This window comes from Paraburkholderia oxyphila NBRC 105797 (assembly GCF_000685075.1).
Lineage (GTDB): Bacteria > Pseudomonadota > Gammaproteobacteria > Burkholderiales > Burkholderiaceae > Paraburkholderia > Paraburkholderia oxyphila.
Genome location: NZ_BAYD01000019.1, coordinates 104,337 through 120,692, shown reverse-complemented (window position 1 = coordinate 120,692; position 16,356 = coordinate 104,337). Strand labels below are relative to the sequence as shown.

At 66.9% G+C, this 16,356-nt stretch carries 14 protein-coding genes and 1 pseudogene; 11 read left to right on the top strand and 4 right to left on the bottom strand.

Annotated elements, in window-relative coordinates; all coding sequences use genetic code 11:
* The first annotated feature begins 109 nt into the window (after positions 1-109).
* From BO1_RS15305 to hpaI, 7 genes are read left to right on the top strand one after another with little or no spacing between them, the layout of a single operon-like run.
* Complete coding sequence (locus BO1_RS15305; protein ID WP_028218297.1) at positions 110-895, top strand: fumarylacetoacetate hydrolase family protein; 786 nt, start codon at positions 110-112, stop codon at positions 893-895.
* On the top strand, positions 892-1,680 hold the full coding sequence (locus BO1_RS15300) for a fumarylacetoacetate hydrolase family protein (RefSeq protein ID WP_028218296.1): 789 nt from the start codon (positions 892-894) through the stop codon (positions 1,678-1,680). Before BO1_RS15305 ends, BO1_RS15300 begins: the two co-directional genes overlap by 4 nt.
* An 11-nt stretch (positions 1,681-1,691) precedes the next feature.
* Entirely contained in the window at positions 1,692-3,149 is a 1,458-nt protein-coding gene (gene hpaE, locus BO1_RS15295; protein ID WP_028218295.1) for a 5-carboxymethyl-2-hydroxymuconate semialdehyde dehydrogenase, read from the top strand.
* Positions 3,150-3,188: 39 nt separating this feature from the next.
* A complete protein-coding gene (gene hpaD / locus BO1_RS15290) occupies positions 3,189-4,052 on the top strand; it encodes a 3,4-dihydroxyphenylacetate 2,3-dioxygenase (RefSeq protein ID WP_028218294.1) in 864 nt (287 codons plus the stop codon).
* 18 nt (positions 4,053-4,070) lie between these two features.
* Complete coding sequence (locus tag BO1_RS15285; protein WP_028218293.1) at positions 4,071-4,472, top strand: 5-carboxymethyl-2-hydroxymuconate Delta-isomerase; 402 nt, start codon at positions 4,071-4,073, stop codon at positions 4,470-4,472.
* Positions 4,473-4,515: 43 nt separating this feature from the next.
* Positions 4,516-5,319 (top strand): 2-oxo-hept-4-ene-1,7-dioate hydratase, encoded by an 804-nt coding sequence (gene hpaH / locus BO1_RS15280; protein ID WP_028218292.1) that lies wholly within the window; start codon positions 4,516-4,518, stop codon positions 5,317-5,319.
* 42 nt (positions 5,320-5,361) lie between these two features.
* Positions 5,362-6,138 carry a 4-hydroxy-2-oxoheptanedioate aldolase gene (gene hpaI, locus BO1_RS15275; RefSeq protein WP_028218291.1) on the top strand — a complete coding sequence of 259 codons (777 nt, stop codon included), beginning with the start codon at positions 5,362-5,364 and terminating at the stop codon, positions 6,136-6,138.
* A 60-nt stretch (positions 6,139-6,198) separates the two neighbouring features.
* On the opposite strand, the gene BO1_RS15270 is transcribed toward hpaI, so the two are convergent.
* On the bottom strand, positions 6,199-6,642 hold the full coding sequence (locus tag BO1_RS15270) for a MarR family winged helix-turn-helix transcriptional regulator (RefSeq protein WP_028218290.1): 444 nt from the start codon (positions 6,640-6,642) through the stop codon (positions 6,199-6,201).
* 198 nt (positions 6,643-6,840) lie between these two features.
* On the opposite strand from BO1_RS15270, the gene BO1_RS15265 reads away from it, so the two are divergent.
* Both BO1_RS15265 and BO1_RS51220 read left to right on the top strand, forming a co-directional pair.
* Positions 6,841-7,611: a class II aldolase/adducin family protein gene (locus BO1_RS15265; protein WP_028218289.1), complete on the top strand. Its 771-nt coding sequence runs from the start codon at positions 6,841-6,843 to the stop codon at positions 7,609-7,611.
* A 3-nt stretch (positions 7,612-7,614) separates the two neighbouring features.
* A complete protein-coding gene (locus tag BO1_RS51220; protein WP_043284956.1) occupies positions 7,615-8,649 on the top strand; it encodes a ketopantoate reductase family protein in 1,035 nt (344 codons plus the stop codon).
* A 150-nt stretch (positions 8,650-8,799) separates the two neighbouring features.
* On the opposite strand, the gene BO1_RS15255 is transcribed toward BO1_RS51220, so the two are convergent.
* Positions 8,800-10,089 (bottom strand): MFS transporter, encoded by a 1,290-nt coding sequence (locus tag BO1_RS15255; RefSeq protein ID WP_043284954.1) that lies wholly within the window; start codon positions 10,087-10,089, stop codon positions 8,800-8,802.
* A 455-nt stretch (positions 10,090-10,544) separates the two neighbouring features.
* Between BO1_RS15255 and BO1_RS15250 the strand changes: the two genes are divergently transcribed.
* Together BO1_RS15250 and BO1_RS15245 are read left to right on the top strand one after the other, a co-directional pair.
* Positions 10,545-11,711, top strand: a complete 1,167-nt coding sequence (locus BO1_RS15250; RefSeq protein WP_028218287.1) for an acyl-CoA dehydrogenase family protein — start codon at positions 10,545-10,547, stop codon at positions 11,709-11,711.
* 35 nt (positions 11,712-11,746) lie between these two features.
* Positions 11,747-12,364, top strand: a pseudogene (locus BO1_RS15245) (IclR family transcriptional regulator); the annotation flags it as partial.
* A 429-nt stretch (positions 12,365-12,793) separates the two neighbouring features.
* Here the strand turns inward: BO1_RS15245 and BO1_RS15240 are convergent.
* Both BO1_RS15240 and BO1_RS51215 read right to left on the bottom strand, forming a co-directional pair.
* A complete protein-coding gene (locus tag BO1_RS15240) occupies positions 12,794-14,236 on the bottom strand; it encodes an MdtP family multidrug efflux transporter outer membrane subunit (RefSeq protein WP_028218285.1) in 1,443 nt (480 codons plus the stop codon).
* 1 nt (position 14,237) lies between these two features.
* Positions 14,238-16,355, bottom strand: a complete 2,118-nt coding sequence (locus BO1_RS51215; RefSeq protein ID WP_052409476.1) for an FUSC family protein — start codon at positions 16,353-16,355, stop codon at positions 14,238-14,240.
* Position 16,356 lies beyond the last annotated feature (1 nt).

Here is a 16,356-nt window from a genome sequence, read left to right as displayed (position 1 = left end):
GGTCCGGGACCAGGGGAAACCCGCAAAATCTTCATGGATGGTTGACGCTCGATGATAGCAAGCGCAGAATTACTCACATATTAGTATTTTCGAGAAAGCGAACCACGACATGTTCTCACTGGCCGACCATCTGCTGCATCTCGAAGGCGAGGCCCTGCCGCGCGACGTGAGCGCCGGCGCGGCGCGCGCGCTGCTTGCCGGTGGCGCGCGCTGCCGCGCGCCCGTATCCGCCGCCGTGTACGGCACGCTGCTCAACGACCGCGTCGCGCTCGAAGCGCTCGGCGAAGCCGTGAACGCCCCGCCCTACAAGGCGCCGCCCCGCGCGCCCATCCTCTATCTGAAGCCACGCAATACGCTCGCCGGCCACGGCGCGCGCGTGAGCGTGCCGGGCGCGGAAGGCGTCCAGGTGGGCGCATCGCTCGGTATCGTGATCGGCCGCACCGCTGCGCGCGTCAAGGCGCATGAAGCGTTCGATTACATTGCGGGCTACACGCTGGTCGCCGACCTCAGCGTGCCGCACGAGAGCGTCTATCGTCCGTCCGTGCGTTTTCGCGCTCGCGACGGCTTTTGCGTGATCGGCCCCACGGTGCAAGCGCGCAAGCATGTCGCCGACCCGGACCGGCTCGCGATCCACGTCGACATCGAGGGTGAGCCGCGCTTCACCGCAAATACGTCCTCCTGCGTGCGCGGCGTCGCGCAGCTGCTCGCGGACGTGACCGACTTCATGACGCTCTCCGCCGGCGACGTGCTCACGCTCGGCGTGCCGCACGGCGCGCCCATCGCGCATGAAGGTGCGCGCGCAACGATTTCCATTGCCGGCTGGCCCGCGCTCGCCATCGAATTCATCGCGCCGCAAACGGCAGCACACACCGCCACGCAAGGAGCACGAGCATGATGCGAGGACGCGTTGCCTACGCAGGCGCCATCCACGAAGCAAGACCTGAAGGTCCCCTGGAAAACGCGCGCGTGCGCCTCGCTGACGGCCGCGTGCGCGAAGCGCATGAAGTCGTCTGGCTCGCGCCGTTCGAGCCCGGCACGATCTTCGCGCTCGGCCTGAACTACGCCGAGCATGCCAAGGAGTTGCAGTTCACCAGGCAGGAAGAGCCGCTCGTGTTCCTCAAGGGGCCGGGCAGCGTGATCGGCCATCGCGGCGTCACGCGCCGCCCCGCCGACGTCACGTTCATGCACTACGAGTGCGAGCTCGCGGTCGTGATCGGCCGCACGGCGCGCGAGGTCAAGCGCGAGGACGCGATGCAATACGTCGCGGGCTACACCATCGCCAACGACTATGCGATTCGCGACTACCTCGAGAACTACTATCGCCCGAACCTGCGCGTGAAGAATCGCGACGGCGGCACCGTGCTCGGGCCGTGGTTCGTCGATGCCGCCGATATCGCCGACGTCAACGCGCTCGAACTGCGCACCTGGGTGAACGGCGAGCTGAAGCAGCACGGAAACACGCGCGACCTCGTCACCGGCATTGCCGAACTGATCGAGTATTTGAGCGGCTTCATGACGCTCGCGCCCGGTGACGTGATTCTCACGGGCACGCCCGAAGGCGTCGTCAACGTGAATGCCGGCGACGAAGTGATTTGCGAAATCGACGGCCTCGGCCGCCTTGTCAACACGATCGCGTCCGACGCCGAGTTCGGCCGCGCTTCCCCGACGCAACAGACGTAAGCGAGAACGCCATGCGCATCGAACATCTGATCGACGGCCGCGCCCACAAGGGCCGCGACTACTTCGAAACCGTGAACCCCGCGAACCAGGAAGTGCTCGCGGAAGTCGCGCGCGGCGGCGCCGAGGAAATCGACCTTGCCGTGCGCGCCGCAAAAGACGCGTTTCCCGCCTGGGCCGCGAAGCCCGCGGCGGAGCGCGCGAAGCTCGTGCGCAAGCTCGGCGAGCTGATTGCGAAGAGCGTGCCCGAGATCGCGCTGACCGAGACGAAGGACACGGGCCAGACCATTTCGCAAACGGGCAAGCAGCTCGTGCCGCGCGCCGCCGACAACTTCACCTACTTCGCCGAGATGTGCACGGCGGTGGACGGCCACACCTACCCCACCAGCACGCACCTGAACTACACGCTGTTTCATCCGGTGGGCGTATGCGCGCTCATTTCGCCCTGGAACGTGCCGTTCATGACGGCCACCTGGAAGGTGGCGCCGTGCCTCGCGTTCGGCAATACGGCGGTGCTCAAGATGAGCGAGCTTTCGCCGCTCACGGCATCGATGCTCGGCCAGCTCGCGCTGGAAGCCGGCATTCCATCAGGCGTGCTCAACGTCGTGCACGGCTTCGGCCAGGAGACGGGCGAGCCGCTCGTCGCGCATCCCGACGTGCGCGCGGTCTCGTTCACGGGATCGACGGCCACGGGCAACCGCATCGTGCAGACCGCGGGCCTCAAGAAGTTTTCGATGGAGCTGGGCGGCAAGTCGCCGTTCGTGATTTTCGAAGACGCCGACTTCGAGCGCGCGCTCGATGCCGCCGTCTTCATGATCTTCTCGAACAACGGCGAGCGCTGCACGGCGGGCTCGCGCATTCTCGTCCAGCGTTCGATCTACGCGAAGTTCGCCGAGCGCTTCGTCGAGCGCGCGAAGCGCATCGCGGTGGGCGACCCGCTCGACGAAAAAACCGTGGTCGGGCCGATGATCAGCCAGGGCCATCTCGCCAAGGTGCGCAGCTATATCGAGCTCGGGCCGAAGGAAGGCGCGACGCTCGCGTGCGGCGGACTCGATGCGCCCGCGCTGCCCGATGCCCTGAAAAACGGCAATTTCGTGCAGCCCACGGTATTCGTGGACGTGGACAACCGCATGCGCATCGCGCAGGAAGAGATCTTCGGGCCGGTCGCGTGCCTGATCCCGTTCGACGACGAAGCCGACGCCATCCGCATCTCGAACGACATCGCCTACGGCCTCTCCAGCTACGTGTGGACCGAGAACACGGGGCGCGCACTGCGTGTGGCGGCCGCCGTCGAGGCGGGCATGTGCTTCGTGAACAGCCAGAACGTGCGCGACCTGCGCCAGCCGTTCGGCGGCTCGAAGGCCTCGGGCGTGGGACGCGAAGGCGGCACCTGGAGCTACGAAGTATTCCTCGAGCCGAAGAACGTCTGCGTCTCGATGGGCTCGCATCACATTCCACGCTGGGGCGCCTGAGCCACGAGCGGGACTCGATAACCTGAAAGGGAGAAAACGATGGGCAAACTCGCGCTGGCGGCCAAGATTACGCATGTACCGTCAATGTATCTTTCCGAACTCGATGGACCGCACAAGGGCTGCCGCCAGGCCGCCATCGACGGTCACCGCGAAATCGGCCGCCGCTGCCGCGAGTTGGGTGTGGACACGATCGTCGTGTTCGACACGCACTGGCTCGTCAACAGCGAATATCACATCAACTGCGCAGCGCATTTCGAAGGCAATTACACGAGCAACGAGCTGCCGCATTTCATCAAGAACCTGCAGTTTGCCTACCCCGGCAATCCCGCGCTCGGCCATCTGATTGCCGACGTCGCAAACGAAATGGGCGTCAAGAGCCGCGCGCACAGCGATACCACGCTCGAGCTCGAATACGGCACGCTCGTGCCGATGCGCTACATGAACGCCGACCAGCACTTCAAAACGGTGTCCGTCGCGGGCTGGTGCGTGTGGCACGAGCTTGCCACGAGCGCGCGATTCGGGCTCGCGGTGCGCAAGGCCATCGAAGAGCGCTACGACGGCACCGTCGCGATCTTCGCGAGCGGCTCGCTCAGCCACCATTTCGCGAACAACGGCACGGCCGATCAGTTCATGCACAAGGTCTGGGACCCATTCCTGGAACAGACCGACCATCAGGTGGTCTCGCTCTGGGAGCGCGGTGACTGGAAGACCTTTTGCGGCATGCTGCCGCTCTACGCCGAAAAATGCTGGGGCGAAGGCGGCATGCATGACACGGCCATGCTGCTGGGCGCGCTCGGCTGGGACCGCTATGAAGGGCGCGCGGAAGTCATCACGCCGTATTTCGGCAGCTCCGGCACCGGGCAGATCAACGCGGTCTTCCCTGTCACGCCGCTGACCGCCTGAACCCCGAAGGAGCGCATCGTGCCGCATCTCACCCTCGAATACAGCGCCAATCTCGCCGACGAGGTGAGTATCGGCACGCTTTGCGCAACGCTCGCGCAGGTGCTCGACGCGCAGCGCGACGCGAGTGGCGCCCGCGTGTACCCGCGCGGCGGCATCCGCACACGCGCGCTGCGCTGCGAGCAGTACTTCGTCGCCGACGGCGACCCGCATAACGCCTTCCTGCACGGCTGCCTGAAGATCGGCGCGGGCCGCACGCCCGAGGTGCGCCGCGCCACCGGCGACGCGCTCTTCGAAGCCATCAAGCAGCACTTCGCCGTTGCGTTCGCCGCGCACGGGCTCGCGCTCTCGCTGGAGATCGTCGAGTTCAGCGAAGAAGGCGCGTGGAAGCACAACAACCTGCACGCCCGGCTCAAGACCTGAGCGCGCGCGTGCATCGAGAACCCTGCAATCATCGGAATTCGACATGCTAGATCCGCAACTCATTCGCGAGCTGGCCGCCCAGCTCGACGAAGCCGAACGCACGCGCACGCAGTTGCGCCATTTCTCGCGCGCGCATCCGTCGATGACGATCGACGACGGCTATGCGATCCAGCGCGAATGGGTCAAGCTCAAGCTCGCGGCGGGCCACCAGATCAAGGGCCGCAAGATCGGCCTCACGTCGCGCGCGATGCAGCGCGCCTCGCAGATCGACGAGCCCGACTACGCGCCGCTGCTCGACAGCATGTTCATCGAAGCCGGCAGCGACATTCGCGCCGATCGCTTCATCGCGCCGCGCGTTGAGGTGGAGCTCGCCTTCGTGCTGAGCCGCCCGCTGCAAGGCCCCAACGTCACGCTGTTCGACGTGCTGGACGCGACCGCCTGGGTCACGCCCGCGATCGAGATCATCGATGCGCGCATCGAGCAGTTCGACCGCGAAACGAAGGCGCCGCGCAAGGTGTTCGACACGATCTCGGACTTCGCCGCAAACGCGGGTGTGGTGCTGGGCGGCCGCCCCGTGAAGCCGCTCGACGTCGACCTGCGCTGGGTAGGCGCGCTGCTGTACAAGAACGGCGCGGTCGAGGAAAGCGGGCTCGCCGCGGCCGTGCTCAATCATCCGGCCACGGGCGTGGCCTGGCTCGCGAACAAGATCGCGCGCCACGACGAGCGCCTCGAAGCCGGCGACGTGATTCTGAGCGGCTCGTTCACGGCGCCGATTCCCGCGCGCGCCGGCGATACGTTCCATGCCGACTACGGCCCGCTGGGCGGCATTGGCTTCAATTTCGTCTGATCATAGCGTCTTGCCTTTCGCGCAGCATCAGTAAGGATTCCCATGCAAACACTCGACAATCCGTTCAAGCGCGCACTCGCGCAAGGCCGTCCGCAAATCGGCCTGTGGGCCGCGCTTGCCGACTCTTACGTGACCGAACTCCTCGCGAGCACGGGCTTCGACTGGCTGCTGATCGACGGCGAGCACGCGCCCAACGACCTGCGCAGCACGCTCGCGCAATTGCAGGCGGTGGCGCCGTACCCCACGCACCCGATCGTGCGGCCGGTTCGCAACGACGCCGCCATCATCAAGCAATTGCTCGACATCGGCACGCAAACGCTGCTCGTGCCCATGATCGAGAACGCCGACGACGCGCGCGCCGCCGTTGCCGCCACGCGCTATCCGCCGCTCGGCATTCGCGGCGTGGGCAGCGCGCTCGCGCGCGCGTCGCGCTGGAACGGCGCCGCCGACTACCTGCATCGCGCCGCGGATGGGCTCTGCATGCTGGTGCAGGTGGAGACGGCCAACGCGCTAGCGCAGCTCGACGAGATTGCCGCCGTGGAGGGCGTGGACGGCGTGTTCTTCGGCCCGGCGGACCTGAGCGCTTCGATGGGCCTGCTCGGGCAGCCGGGCGCGCCGGCGGTGCGCGAGGCGATCGTGGCCGGCATCGCTGCCGTGCGCGCGCATGGCAAGGCCGCCGGCGTGCTGGCCGCCGACCGCGCGATCGCTCACGAATATCTGCAGGCCGGCGCGACCTTCGTTGCGGTAGGCAGCGACGTTGCGCTGCTCGCGCGCGGCGCGAGCGAACTGGCTGCGGCGTTCCGCCAGTCTGCGGCCTGACCCCACCTTAGCGGGCGCCGCGCCTGGGCGCCCCGCTCTCATCGATCCTTCACTCGCCCCTCATTCGGCCTCACCGCCCTGCGCCACGAGCTTCGCCAGCGCGCTCTGCAACGCCTCGCGTTCCGGCTCGCTCAACACCGCGAGAATCGCTTCGTTGCTCGACTTCGAGATGGCCGAGGCGCGCCGCCACGTATTGCGCCCCTGCGCGGTAAGCTTGACGAGCACGCCGCGCGCGTCCGCCGCGTTCGAGGCCTTCTCGAGCAACCCTTTGCGCTCCAGCACGTCGGTCGCGCGGCTCGCCTGGCTGCGGTCGAGATTCGACACGCGCCCGAGATCCGACACCGAAATCGGGCCGAACGCCCCCACGCTCAAGAGAATGCGCGCCTCCGTGAGCGTGAGCGCCAGCGCCGCCGAAAACGCCTCGTTCATGGTGCGGTCCGTCTGCTTCTTCAACACGTGCAGCCGGTAAGTGAACAGCTCTTCAATCTGGTTCTTGCCCGTCATCTCTCGTCTCGCGCGGCCTCGCCGTCTGGCTTAAACGACGCTAGCATACCATTTACGGAATCCCTTAATTCAAGGGCTTTCATTGAAAATTTGATGCTTGCACACGCATTTATTTGCGCGTAGCATCGGTTTTCCGGCTGATCATCCACGACAGCTCGCCTGCCGCGTAAGCGCGGCACCCAGAACGGAGACGCCCCCATGAGCGCAACACCCGAAGCCGCTCGCCCAAGCTGGTGCGAGCCGCAGGAATGGGCCGCACGCGTGAAGCTCGCGGCCACCTACCGCGTATTTCACCTGCTGGGCTGGACCGAATTGATCTTCAATCACATCACGCTGCGCGTGCCCGGTCCCGAGAAGCATTTCCTGATCAACCCGTTCGGCCTCGCGTATGACGAAATCAAGGCGTCGAACCTCGTGAAGGTCGATCTGGACGGCAACATCCTGAGCCCCAGCGACTATCCGATCAATCCGGCGGGCTTCGTGATCCACAGCGCAATCCACGCCCATGTGGAAGACGCGCATTGCGTGATGCATACGCACACCACGGCGGGCCTCGCCGTTGCGTGCATGGAAGGCGGCCTCGCGTACACGAACTTCTATTCGGCGCAACTGCACGACATGGTCGCCTACCACGACTTCGAAGGCATCACCGTGCACGACGAGGAGCAGCCGCGCCTGCTGAAATCGATGGGCGAAAAGCGCCTGCTCATTCTGCGCAATCATGGACTGCTCTCGCACGGCACGAGCCTCGCGCACGCGTTCGTGCTGCTCTGGACGCTCAACCGCGCCTGCGAGATCCAGTGCGTCACCGACTCGATGCGCGGCCAGGCCATTCCCATCGATCAGGCCGTCACCGCACGTTCCACGCGCGACGCGCTGCAATTCTCGCCCGCACATGGCGCCGGCGAGAACGTGCTGGCCGCACTGATCGGGCGCGTCGAGCGCATCGATCCCTCATACAAGGAGTAAGCGGTGAATTCTTCGCAGCGCAGTATCACGGTGGTTGGCGCCGGCGCGATCGGCGGCCTCATTGCGGCGCGGCTCGCGCGCGCGGACAACGGCGCGAACATCAACGTGCTCGCGCGCGGCGCGCATCTCGAAGCCATCCGCCGCGACGGCCTCACGATAGTCGGAGACCCCGAGCACGACATGCGCTACACGGCGCGCGTGAACGCCACCGACAACGCCGCCGCACTCGGCGCGCAAGATATCGTATTCGTCTGCCTCAAGGGCCAGGCGCTCGTGCAGGCCGCCGCCTCGCTGGCGCCGCTCGTCGGGCCGCACACGCATATCGTCTCGGCGATGAACGGCGTGCCATGGTGGTTCCTCGCCGACTTCGGCGGCACGCAAGCGAATGGCCGCCTCGAGTCCGTCGATCCGGGCGGCGCGGTTTCGGCGGCACTGCCGCCCGCGCAGGCGTCGGGCTGCGTCGTGCATCTGTCGTCGTCGATTGCGGCGCCCGGCGTGATCCGCAAGGGCAAAGGCAATCTGCTCATCGTCGGCGCCGCCTCGCAGCGCACGGCGGCGCGCGCAAAGGAAGCGTGCGCGCTGCTCGCGCAGGCCGGCTTCGAGGTCCAGGCGACCGGGCAGATCCAGCATGAGATCTGGGCCAAGCTCTGGGGCAATATGACGATGAACCCCATCAGCGCGCTAACGCGCTCGAGCGCCGACGTGATCCTCGACGACCCGCTTACCGCCGGCCTCGTCAGGGCCATCATGGCGGAGGCGCGCACGATAGGCGAAGCGCTCGGCATCGGCCTTGCGATGACCATCGAAGAGCGCAACGCCATCACGCGCAAGCTGGGCGCGTTCAAGACCTCGATGCTGCAGGACGTGGAGGCGGGCCGCACGCTCGAAGTGGAAGCGCTGCTGGGCGCGCCCTACGAAATCGCGCAACGCGCGGGCGTGGCCGCGCCGTCGCTCGGCATGCTCTATGGGCTCGCGCGCCAGCTCGACGCGAATCTCGAGGCGGCGCGACGCGCCGGGTCGCCGGCCCCCGCGCGCTGAGCGCCTGAGCGCCTGAGCGCCTGAGCGCCTGAGCGCCTGAGCGCCTGAGCGCCTGAGCGCCTGAGCGCCTGAGCGCCTGAGCGCCTGAGTTCCTGAGCGCCTGAGTTCCTGAGTGCCTAAGCGTCTGAGCGCCTGGGCCGCAAGGCGCCCTCAATCCTCCAGCGGCTTGCCGGTCAAATCGCGGATGAATGGCAGCGCCAGGCACGACAGCGCCGCACAGACCATCACGTACCACGCGGGCGCGTGCAGATCGCCCGTGACCTTGATCAGCCAAGTGGCGATGGCCTGTGCGAAACCGCCGAAGATCGCCACGCCCACGCTGTAGACGATGGCCATGCCCGTCGCCCGCACGGCGCGCGGGAACATCTCGGGCAGCATCGTGATGGCGGGCGCCGCCTGCAGGGCGAGCAGCACGCTCAGGCCGCCCACGGTAATCAAGAGGCGCGCGGCGTCCGGGCCGCTCGAGAGCCACTGGAACGCCGGCCAGATCAGCAGCACGACGGCCACGCGCGGCCAGAACACCAGTGCGCGGCGGCTGATGCGGTCCGAGAGCAGCCCCGCCAGCGGCCCGACGACGAAGGTCACCACGCCCGAGACGAGGCCCGCCAGCAGCGCCGTGGGCGCCGGCACCTTGAGTTCGTGGATCGCGTAGGTGGGCATATAGAACGTGACGACATAAGCGATCACCGTGGAGCCCATCGTGAGCAGCGTGCCCAGCAGCGCGCGACGCCAATGGTCGCGCAGCACCGCGAGCACGGGCAGGCGCACGGGGCGCGCATCGGTGTGGGCCTGTTCTTCCAGACGGCGGCGGATCCACATGCCGATCGGCGCGATTGCCACGCCCATCAGAAACGGCACGCGCCAGCCCCACGCGAGCAGGCTCTCGGGATGAAGAAAATTCGTCAGCAATCCTGCCATCAGCGCACCTAGCGAAACGCCGATGCCCTGGCTCGCGAACTGGCAGCTGCCGAGCAGCCCGCGATTGGCCGGCGTGCCCGCCTCGATCAGCAGTGTGGTGGACGCGCCCACCTCCCCGCCCGCCGAGAAGCCCTGCAACAGCCGCGCGAACACGATGATGACGGGCGCCGCCACGCCGATCTGCGCGTAGGTGGGCGCGAGGCCGATCAGCGCGCAGCCCAGCGCCATCATGAAGATGGTGAGCGTCATGGCGGGCTTGCGGCCCGCGCGGTCCGCGTAGGCGCCGATCACGACGCCGCCGAGCGGGCGCATCACGAAACCCACGCCGAAGGTCGCCACCGAGGCGAGCAATTGCCCGTAGCTCGACATGGTGGGAAAGAACAGCTTGCCGATCGTGAGCGCGAAGAAGCTGTAGACCGTGAAGTCGAAGAACTCGAGCGCATTGCCGATGGTGGCCGCGAAAATCAACTGCTTGCGGCTTAGCTTGCCCTTGCTCACTGCGGTCATGCTGACGCTGTTCATGGGCAATCTCCGGTGGCCGCTGCGCGGCCTGGTTGAAGTTTCGTGCAACGGTAGCACCGGGGGTGCGTCGCGCGCCACTGATCAAAACCCGGCCCGGCGCGGGCCGTGCGCGGGGTCCTGGTGCGGAGTGGGCTGAGATCCAGGTTCTTGACTCTTAAATTCTTGTGTGTGAATATAAATTCATGCATGTGAATTTACGAGTCACCGGAACGGCGCGAAGCCACGGGCTGCAAGCCCGCCGGCTATGCGTGCGGCGCCCTGTGGCCGCGCGGCGAGGCCGCCTTGCGGTGGGGTGTTGCGATTGGCTGTTAGTTGCAATATCGCCGATTCATAAAGACGCGCTGCGGCAAGCGCCTGTGCACGTCTCACACCCGCTCCACATAATCTGCAGTCCGTAGCACAGGCCCGTCGCCAATGCGGCTCCGGCCAGGCGCTGCCCCACCAGGAAGCTCGCGATGCAATTCAATCTGACTGAAGACCAGCAAGCCATCGTCGCCGCCATCGAGAAGATTTGCGCGCGTTTCGACGACGCTTACTGGCTCGAACGCGACCGCGAAGGCGGTTTCCCGCACGAGTTGCACCGCACGCTGGCCGATGCCGGCTGGCTCGGCATCGCCATGTCGCCGGAGTATGGCGGCGCGGGGCTCGGCATGACGGAAGCCGCGCTCATGATGCGCACGATCAGCGGCTCGGGGGCGGGGCTCTCGGGTGCATCGGCCGTGCATATGAACATCTTCGGCTTGAACCCCGTGCAGGTGTTCGGCTCCGAAGCGCAGAAGCAGCGCTTCCTGCCGCCGCTCATCGCGGGCCGCGACAAGGCCTGCTTCGCCGTCACGGAGCCCGACGCCGGCCTCGACACCACGCATCTGAAGACGCAGGCCGTGCGCGAAGGCGACCACTACGTGCTCTCAGGCCGCAAGATCTGGATCTCGACGGCGCAGGTCGCCAACAAGATGCTGATCATCGCGCGCACCACGCCGCTCGACCGCGTGCAAAAGCCCACCGATGGCCTGAGCCTCTTCTACACCGACCTCGACCGCACGCGCGTGGAAGTGCGCGAGATCGAGAAGATGGGCCGCAAGGCCGTCGACTCGAACATGCTCTTCATCGACAACCTGCGCGTGCCGGAGGAAGACCGCATCGGCGAGGAAGGCCAGGGCTTCCACTACCTGCTGCACGGACTCAACCCGGAGCGCATCCTGATCGCGGCGGAAGCGGTCGGCCTCGGCCAGGCAGCGCTCGCGCGCGCCACGAGCTATGCGAAGGAACGCGTGGTGTTCGGGCGGCCGATCGGGCAGAACCAGGCCATCCAGCATCCGCTCGCGCAGGCGTGGATGGCGCTCGAGGCCGCGAATCTCATGGTGATGAAGGCCGCCACGCTGTACGATGCGGGCGAACCCTGCGGCGCCGAGGCCAACGCCGCGAAGTACCTTGCCGCCGAAGCCGCGTTCCAGTCGTGCCAGACCGCCATCGCCACGCTCGGCGGCATGGGCTACGCAAAGGAGTATCACGTCGAGCGCTATTTGCGCGAGTCGATGATTCCGCGGCTCGCGCCGGTCAGCCCGCAGTTGATTCTCTGCTTCATCGCGGAGAAGGTGCTCGGCCTGCCGAAATCGTATTGAACCGCCCAGCGCCACGCCGTCTTCCAAGACCCGATATGGACGTCAAACTCGTTGCCCGCACGCTCGACGTGTTCGAGCTCTTCGCCGCCGAGCAGCGGCCGCTACCGCTCGTCGAAATGGCGCGGCTTCTGGACGTGCCCGCGTCGAGCTGCCTCGCGCTCGCGCGCACGCTCGTGAGCCGCGGCTATCTCTACGAAGTGCGCAAGCGCGGCGGCTACTATCCCACGCGGCGTCTGCAGTTGCTCGCGCAGGCCATCGACGCCGTGGACCCCGTCGTGGAGATGATGCATCCGCGCCTTGTCGAGTTACGCGACGCCAGTGGCGAAACCGTCGTGCTCGGCAAGATTCATGGCGCGGCGGTGGTGTATCTCGACGTCGTCGAATCGGCGAAGGCCGTACGCTATGCATGCGTGCCTGGTGCGCAGCGGCCGTTGCATGCGAACTCGATCGGCAAGGCGATCTTCGGCGAGCTCGCGCCCGAAGCCCAGGCCGCGCTCGGCGCGAAGCTCGCGTTCGAGCGCTATACCGAGGCCACCGTGACGAGCCTCGAAGCCCTGGTGGAGCAGGCCGCCGCCGCGAAGGCGCTTGGCTGGTACGCGAATCTCGGCGAGAGCGCGCCCGAGCTTTCCGCGGTGGCAGTGGCGCTCGACTTCGGCGGTGCGCCCTCCGGCGGAGCGCCCTCTGGCGGTGCGCCCTCTGGCGGTGCGCCCTCTGGCGGTGCGCCCTCTGGCGGTGCGCCCTCTGGCGGCGCGCCCTCTGGCGGCTCGCCCTCTGGCGGCGCGCCCTCTGGCGGCGCGCCCTCTGGCGGTGCGCCCTCTGGCGGCGATCTTTACGGGCTCTCGATAGGCGGACCAACCGAGCGCATCCGCCAGCATCTCGACGCACACGTTCAAACGCTGCTCGAAGCGAAGGCGCGCATCCTCGCGAACTGGCGCGAAAACGATATGCCCTGAGGCGTAACCCATTCAGCGATTTCGGCATTTCGCCGTGCAAGCGCCTTCGGGCGGTTCATCGTCGAGTTGACTACGTGGCGCTTGCCGCAAACGCGACCCGGCGGTTCAGCCCGTTCTCCCTTCCCAGAATCACTTCTGCGCCGTTTCAGCGACCTGATAGCCGCCGCCGAGCGCTTTCGTCAGTGCGATGTCCTGATTCAGCCGCTCGCCATCGACCAGCAGCAGCGCCGTTTGCTCGGCGATCAACGGCAAGCGCGCCTGCTCGGCGCTCACGCGGCTGCTCAGCCCGCGCTGGTAGGCGGCGTCGGCCGCTTCCTGCGCAAAGCGTGCCGCCGCGACTTTCTCGCCCTGCAGTTGCCGCTCCTCGTCCAGCGTTTGCAGCCGGCTTCCGCTCACGGCGACGTCGCGCACGGCGTTGAGCACCGCCTGATTGTATTGATCGATCAGCACGTTGCTGCCCGCGCGCGCCTGCTGCAGATTCGCGTTGAGACGGCCGCCATCGAAGATGGGCAGATACAGTCCGGGTATCAGATTGATCTGCTGGCTCGCGCTGCGAAACAGTTTGCTGAGCTGAATGCTGTCGAGTCCGAAGAACGCCTTGATGTCAAGGCTCGGATAGAACGCGGCCTTCGCGGCATCGATCTCGCTCAGCGAGGCCTCCACGTACCATCGCATCGCCTGCAGGTCGGGCCGGCGCGCCAGCAAGCCGTACGCAAGCTGGTCGGGCAACCCCGCTGCGGCTTGCGGCAACCCCACCGGGCGGATCTCAGGCAGCTCGCTCGCGCCAGTGACGGCACGCAGCATTTCGCGCGTCTGCACGATTTGCCCCTTCGCGGCTGCAATCTGGCGTTCGACGCCCAGCAATTGCCCGCGCGCGCCGCGCACCGGCACGAGGGCTTCGAGCCCCGTGCCGGCTTTTCCCTGATGCGCGTCTGCGGCGAACGCCAGCACCTCGCGCGTCTGCTGCAACAGGTCGAGCAGGCGATAGCTCGTCTGCATGCTGAAATAGAGCTGGGCGACGTCCGCCGCAATGCCCAGCTCCACGGCTGCGGCCTCGGCGACGCGCGCGTTGCGCGCACCGATAGCCGCCTCCACGAGCGCACGCTGGCGCCCCCAGAGATCGATATTAAGCCCGGCGAACAAGCCGACGGTCGCTTCGGTGTACCAGGGACCGTTGAGGCCCAGCTTCGGCAAATCCAGCGAGTACGGTGCAAGGAAGCCACTACCGGAGGCCCGTTCCCGATTCAGAAAGCCCAGCGCCGATACCTGCAGGCCGGAGCCGGCCTTGATCAGGTCGACTTGCGAGCCCGATTGCGCCACGCGCGCCTGGGCACCCGCAATGGTCGGGGAATCCTGGAGCGCGAGTTCGATCAACATGTCGAGCTGGGGGTCGCCATAGCGTTTCCACCATTGGGCATCGGGCCAGCCGTCGCGCGCCAGGTGGATATCGCCGGCAAGGTGAATCTGATCGGGCGAGATCCGGGTCTGGGGCGGTGAGTCACGGTGCATCAGCGCGCAGCCGGACAGCAGACCTGCCAGGCAAATTGCGGCGAATAGGGATGTCTTGCTCATGTCACGGGGCTTTTCGGGGGGACGTCGGACCGGCGGTGACGCTGTCCGTCTCTGCGGCAGGCCGCGTCCAGCCCGGAAGATCGGCGGCGAGGCATGCAAGGCGCTGCACGTGCGCGACAACGGGCGGCGCGTCGGCTGGGGCAATCCGCCCTGCGTGGGCGCGCAATTCGGCCTGTCCGGCGCTCGGCGGCTCGCCGCCTTGGGCAACGCGCGCCGCGTAGTGCTCGATCAGGGCGGCTGTCTCGTCGCGCAGCGTCGCGGCCGATGCGAGCGCCACGCCGGCGCCCGGCGCGGCAATCGGAGTGCCGGATGCCTGACCACGAATCCGGTCCTGCTCGACGAGCATCTCGCGCACCACCGCGAGCAGCGCGTCCGCCTGGGTGGCCAGCTGCGCCATCGCGCCGTGCTTGAACTGCGGTTCGAAGCGCACCCGTTCGAGGTCCATGTCGCACTCGTTGAGCGACGACCAGCATTGCATCTGACGCTGCGCATAAACGATCTGCTGCGCCGGCTCGTCCTGGCGCAGGGGGGCGCGCACCAGCTGCGCCAGTGAGCGCAGCAATGCGGCGAGCTTGCTGCGCGTGGCGTCGTGCTCGCTGTCCGGCCAGATGAGGGCGTACACCACCCAGCAGATGCACACGCCAAGCAGGATGCCGACCATGCGGTCGCGAATCTCGGTGAGATCGGTGCTGGGACCGAAATGCTCGAACAGCGCCAGGGCCGCGGTCGCCGCGCCCTGAATCCCCATATAGGCCATCCGTTCGGAGCCGGCGGCAACCCAGGCGCCCAGGGCCATGACCGGCATCGTCGCGAGGAGCAAGCCGACTATCGTGTCGATGCGGGGCATCACGATGAGGAAGACGAGCAGCGCGGCCAGGCTGCCGAACAGCGCGCCGTACAGGCGCAGCGTCATCTGCCGCACCGAGGTGCCCAGGCCCGGCATCGCAACGAGTGCGCTGGTGATCAGGATGGTGTGAATGCCGGCCCATTGCACGCTGTTGTAGACGAAGTAGCCAAGCAGGCCGCTGATCAACACCTTCAGCGCGAAGCGAACGTAAGCCGGGTTGGTGAAGGTATCGGGCGGCAGCAGCGGCGGCTTGGCCGCGGCCTGGTCGGGCATGGCGGCGGCGTCGAAATGACTGATGGCCTCGAGCGTGCAGTAGAGATCGTTCGCCGGACGCAGCGCGGCCAGCGCCGCGCGCTCGTCCGTGTCGGGCGCCCACGTGAGACGGAAAGCGGCTTCTCCCGCCACCGCGGCCTCCAGCGCCGGCAATTGCGCTTGCAGCCGGCCAAGCGCGCTGCGCAAGGCGGGCGACGCCGCAGCAAGCTCGCCGGGCAAGGTGTTGCAGATGTGCTGCGCGCGCGAGACGGCGGCCACGCACGCCTGCAGGTAGACGTTGCCGGCGCGGTCCTTCGGCCTCGCCATGTCGGCAAAATCAAGCAGGCTCTGCAGCGAGGCGACTTGCTGTTGCAACGCCTGTGGCGAGAGGGCCGGCGGGGCGGGTTCGTTCGCCACCAGCCGGCGCAGACGCTCGGCTGCGCGCTCCAGCTGACGATGCACCTCAGCGCGAAGCTGACGCTCCGGATGAGTCGACGAAAACAGCGAATTCACCAGCAACATGATCACGCTGCCGTACGTGATCGCCAACGCGGCCCAGAGCAGTTGCCGCACGAGATAGTCGGCCTGCCCCGTCATGTCGACGAACGACTGCGCGTAGAGCAGCACCAGGGCCGGCCCGAGCAGCACATAGAACGCCTTCGAAATCCGCACGCAGAACATGCAGGCGAAGAAGATGATGCTCGAGCAGACGATGCGCAATAGCGGATAGTCGAAGGTGAATTGCAGCACCACGACATAGAACCCAATGGCGATGAGGTTCGCCACGGCCAACGCCACGGAGATCACGCGCGTCATCGTAATGTTGGCCTGCGCGGTGAATAGCACCGCGACGAGAGACATGGCCGTTTGCGGAACCTGGAACGTCTCCGAGATCACGATGGAAATCACGCAGGCGAGCGTCACGCGCAGCGCGAACTGGCCGCGGCCCGGAAACGGCGCGAGCTCTCTCGCCAGCCAGTCCCAGCGGTTCGCGAGCCGTTGTGCAATCGGTTCATTCATG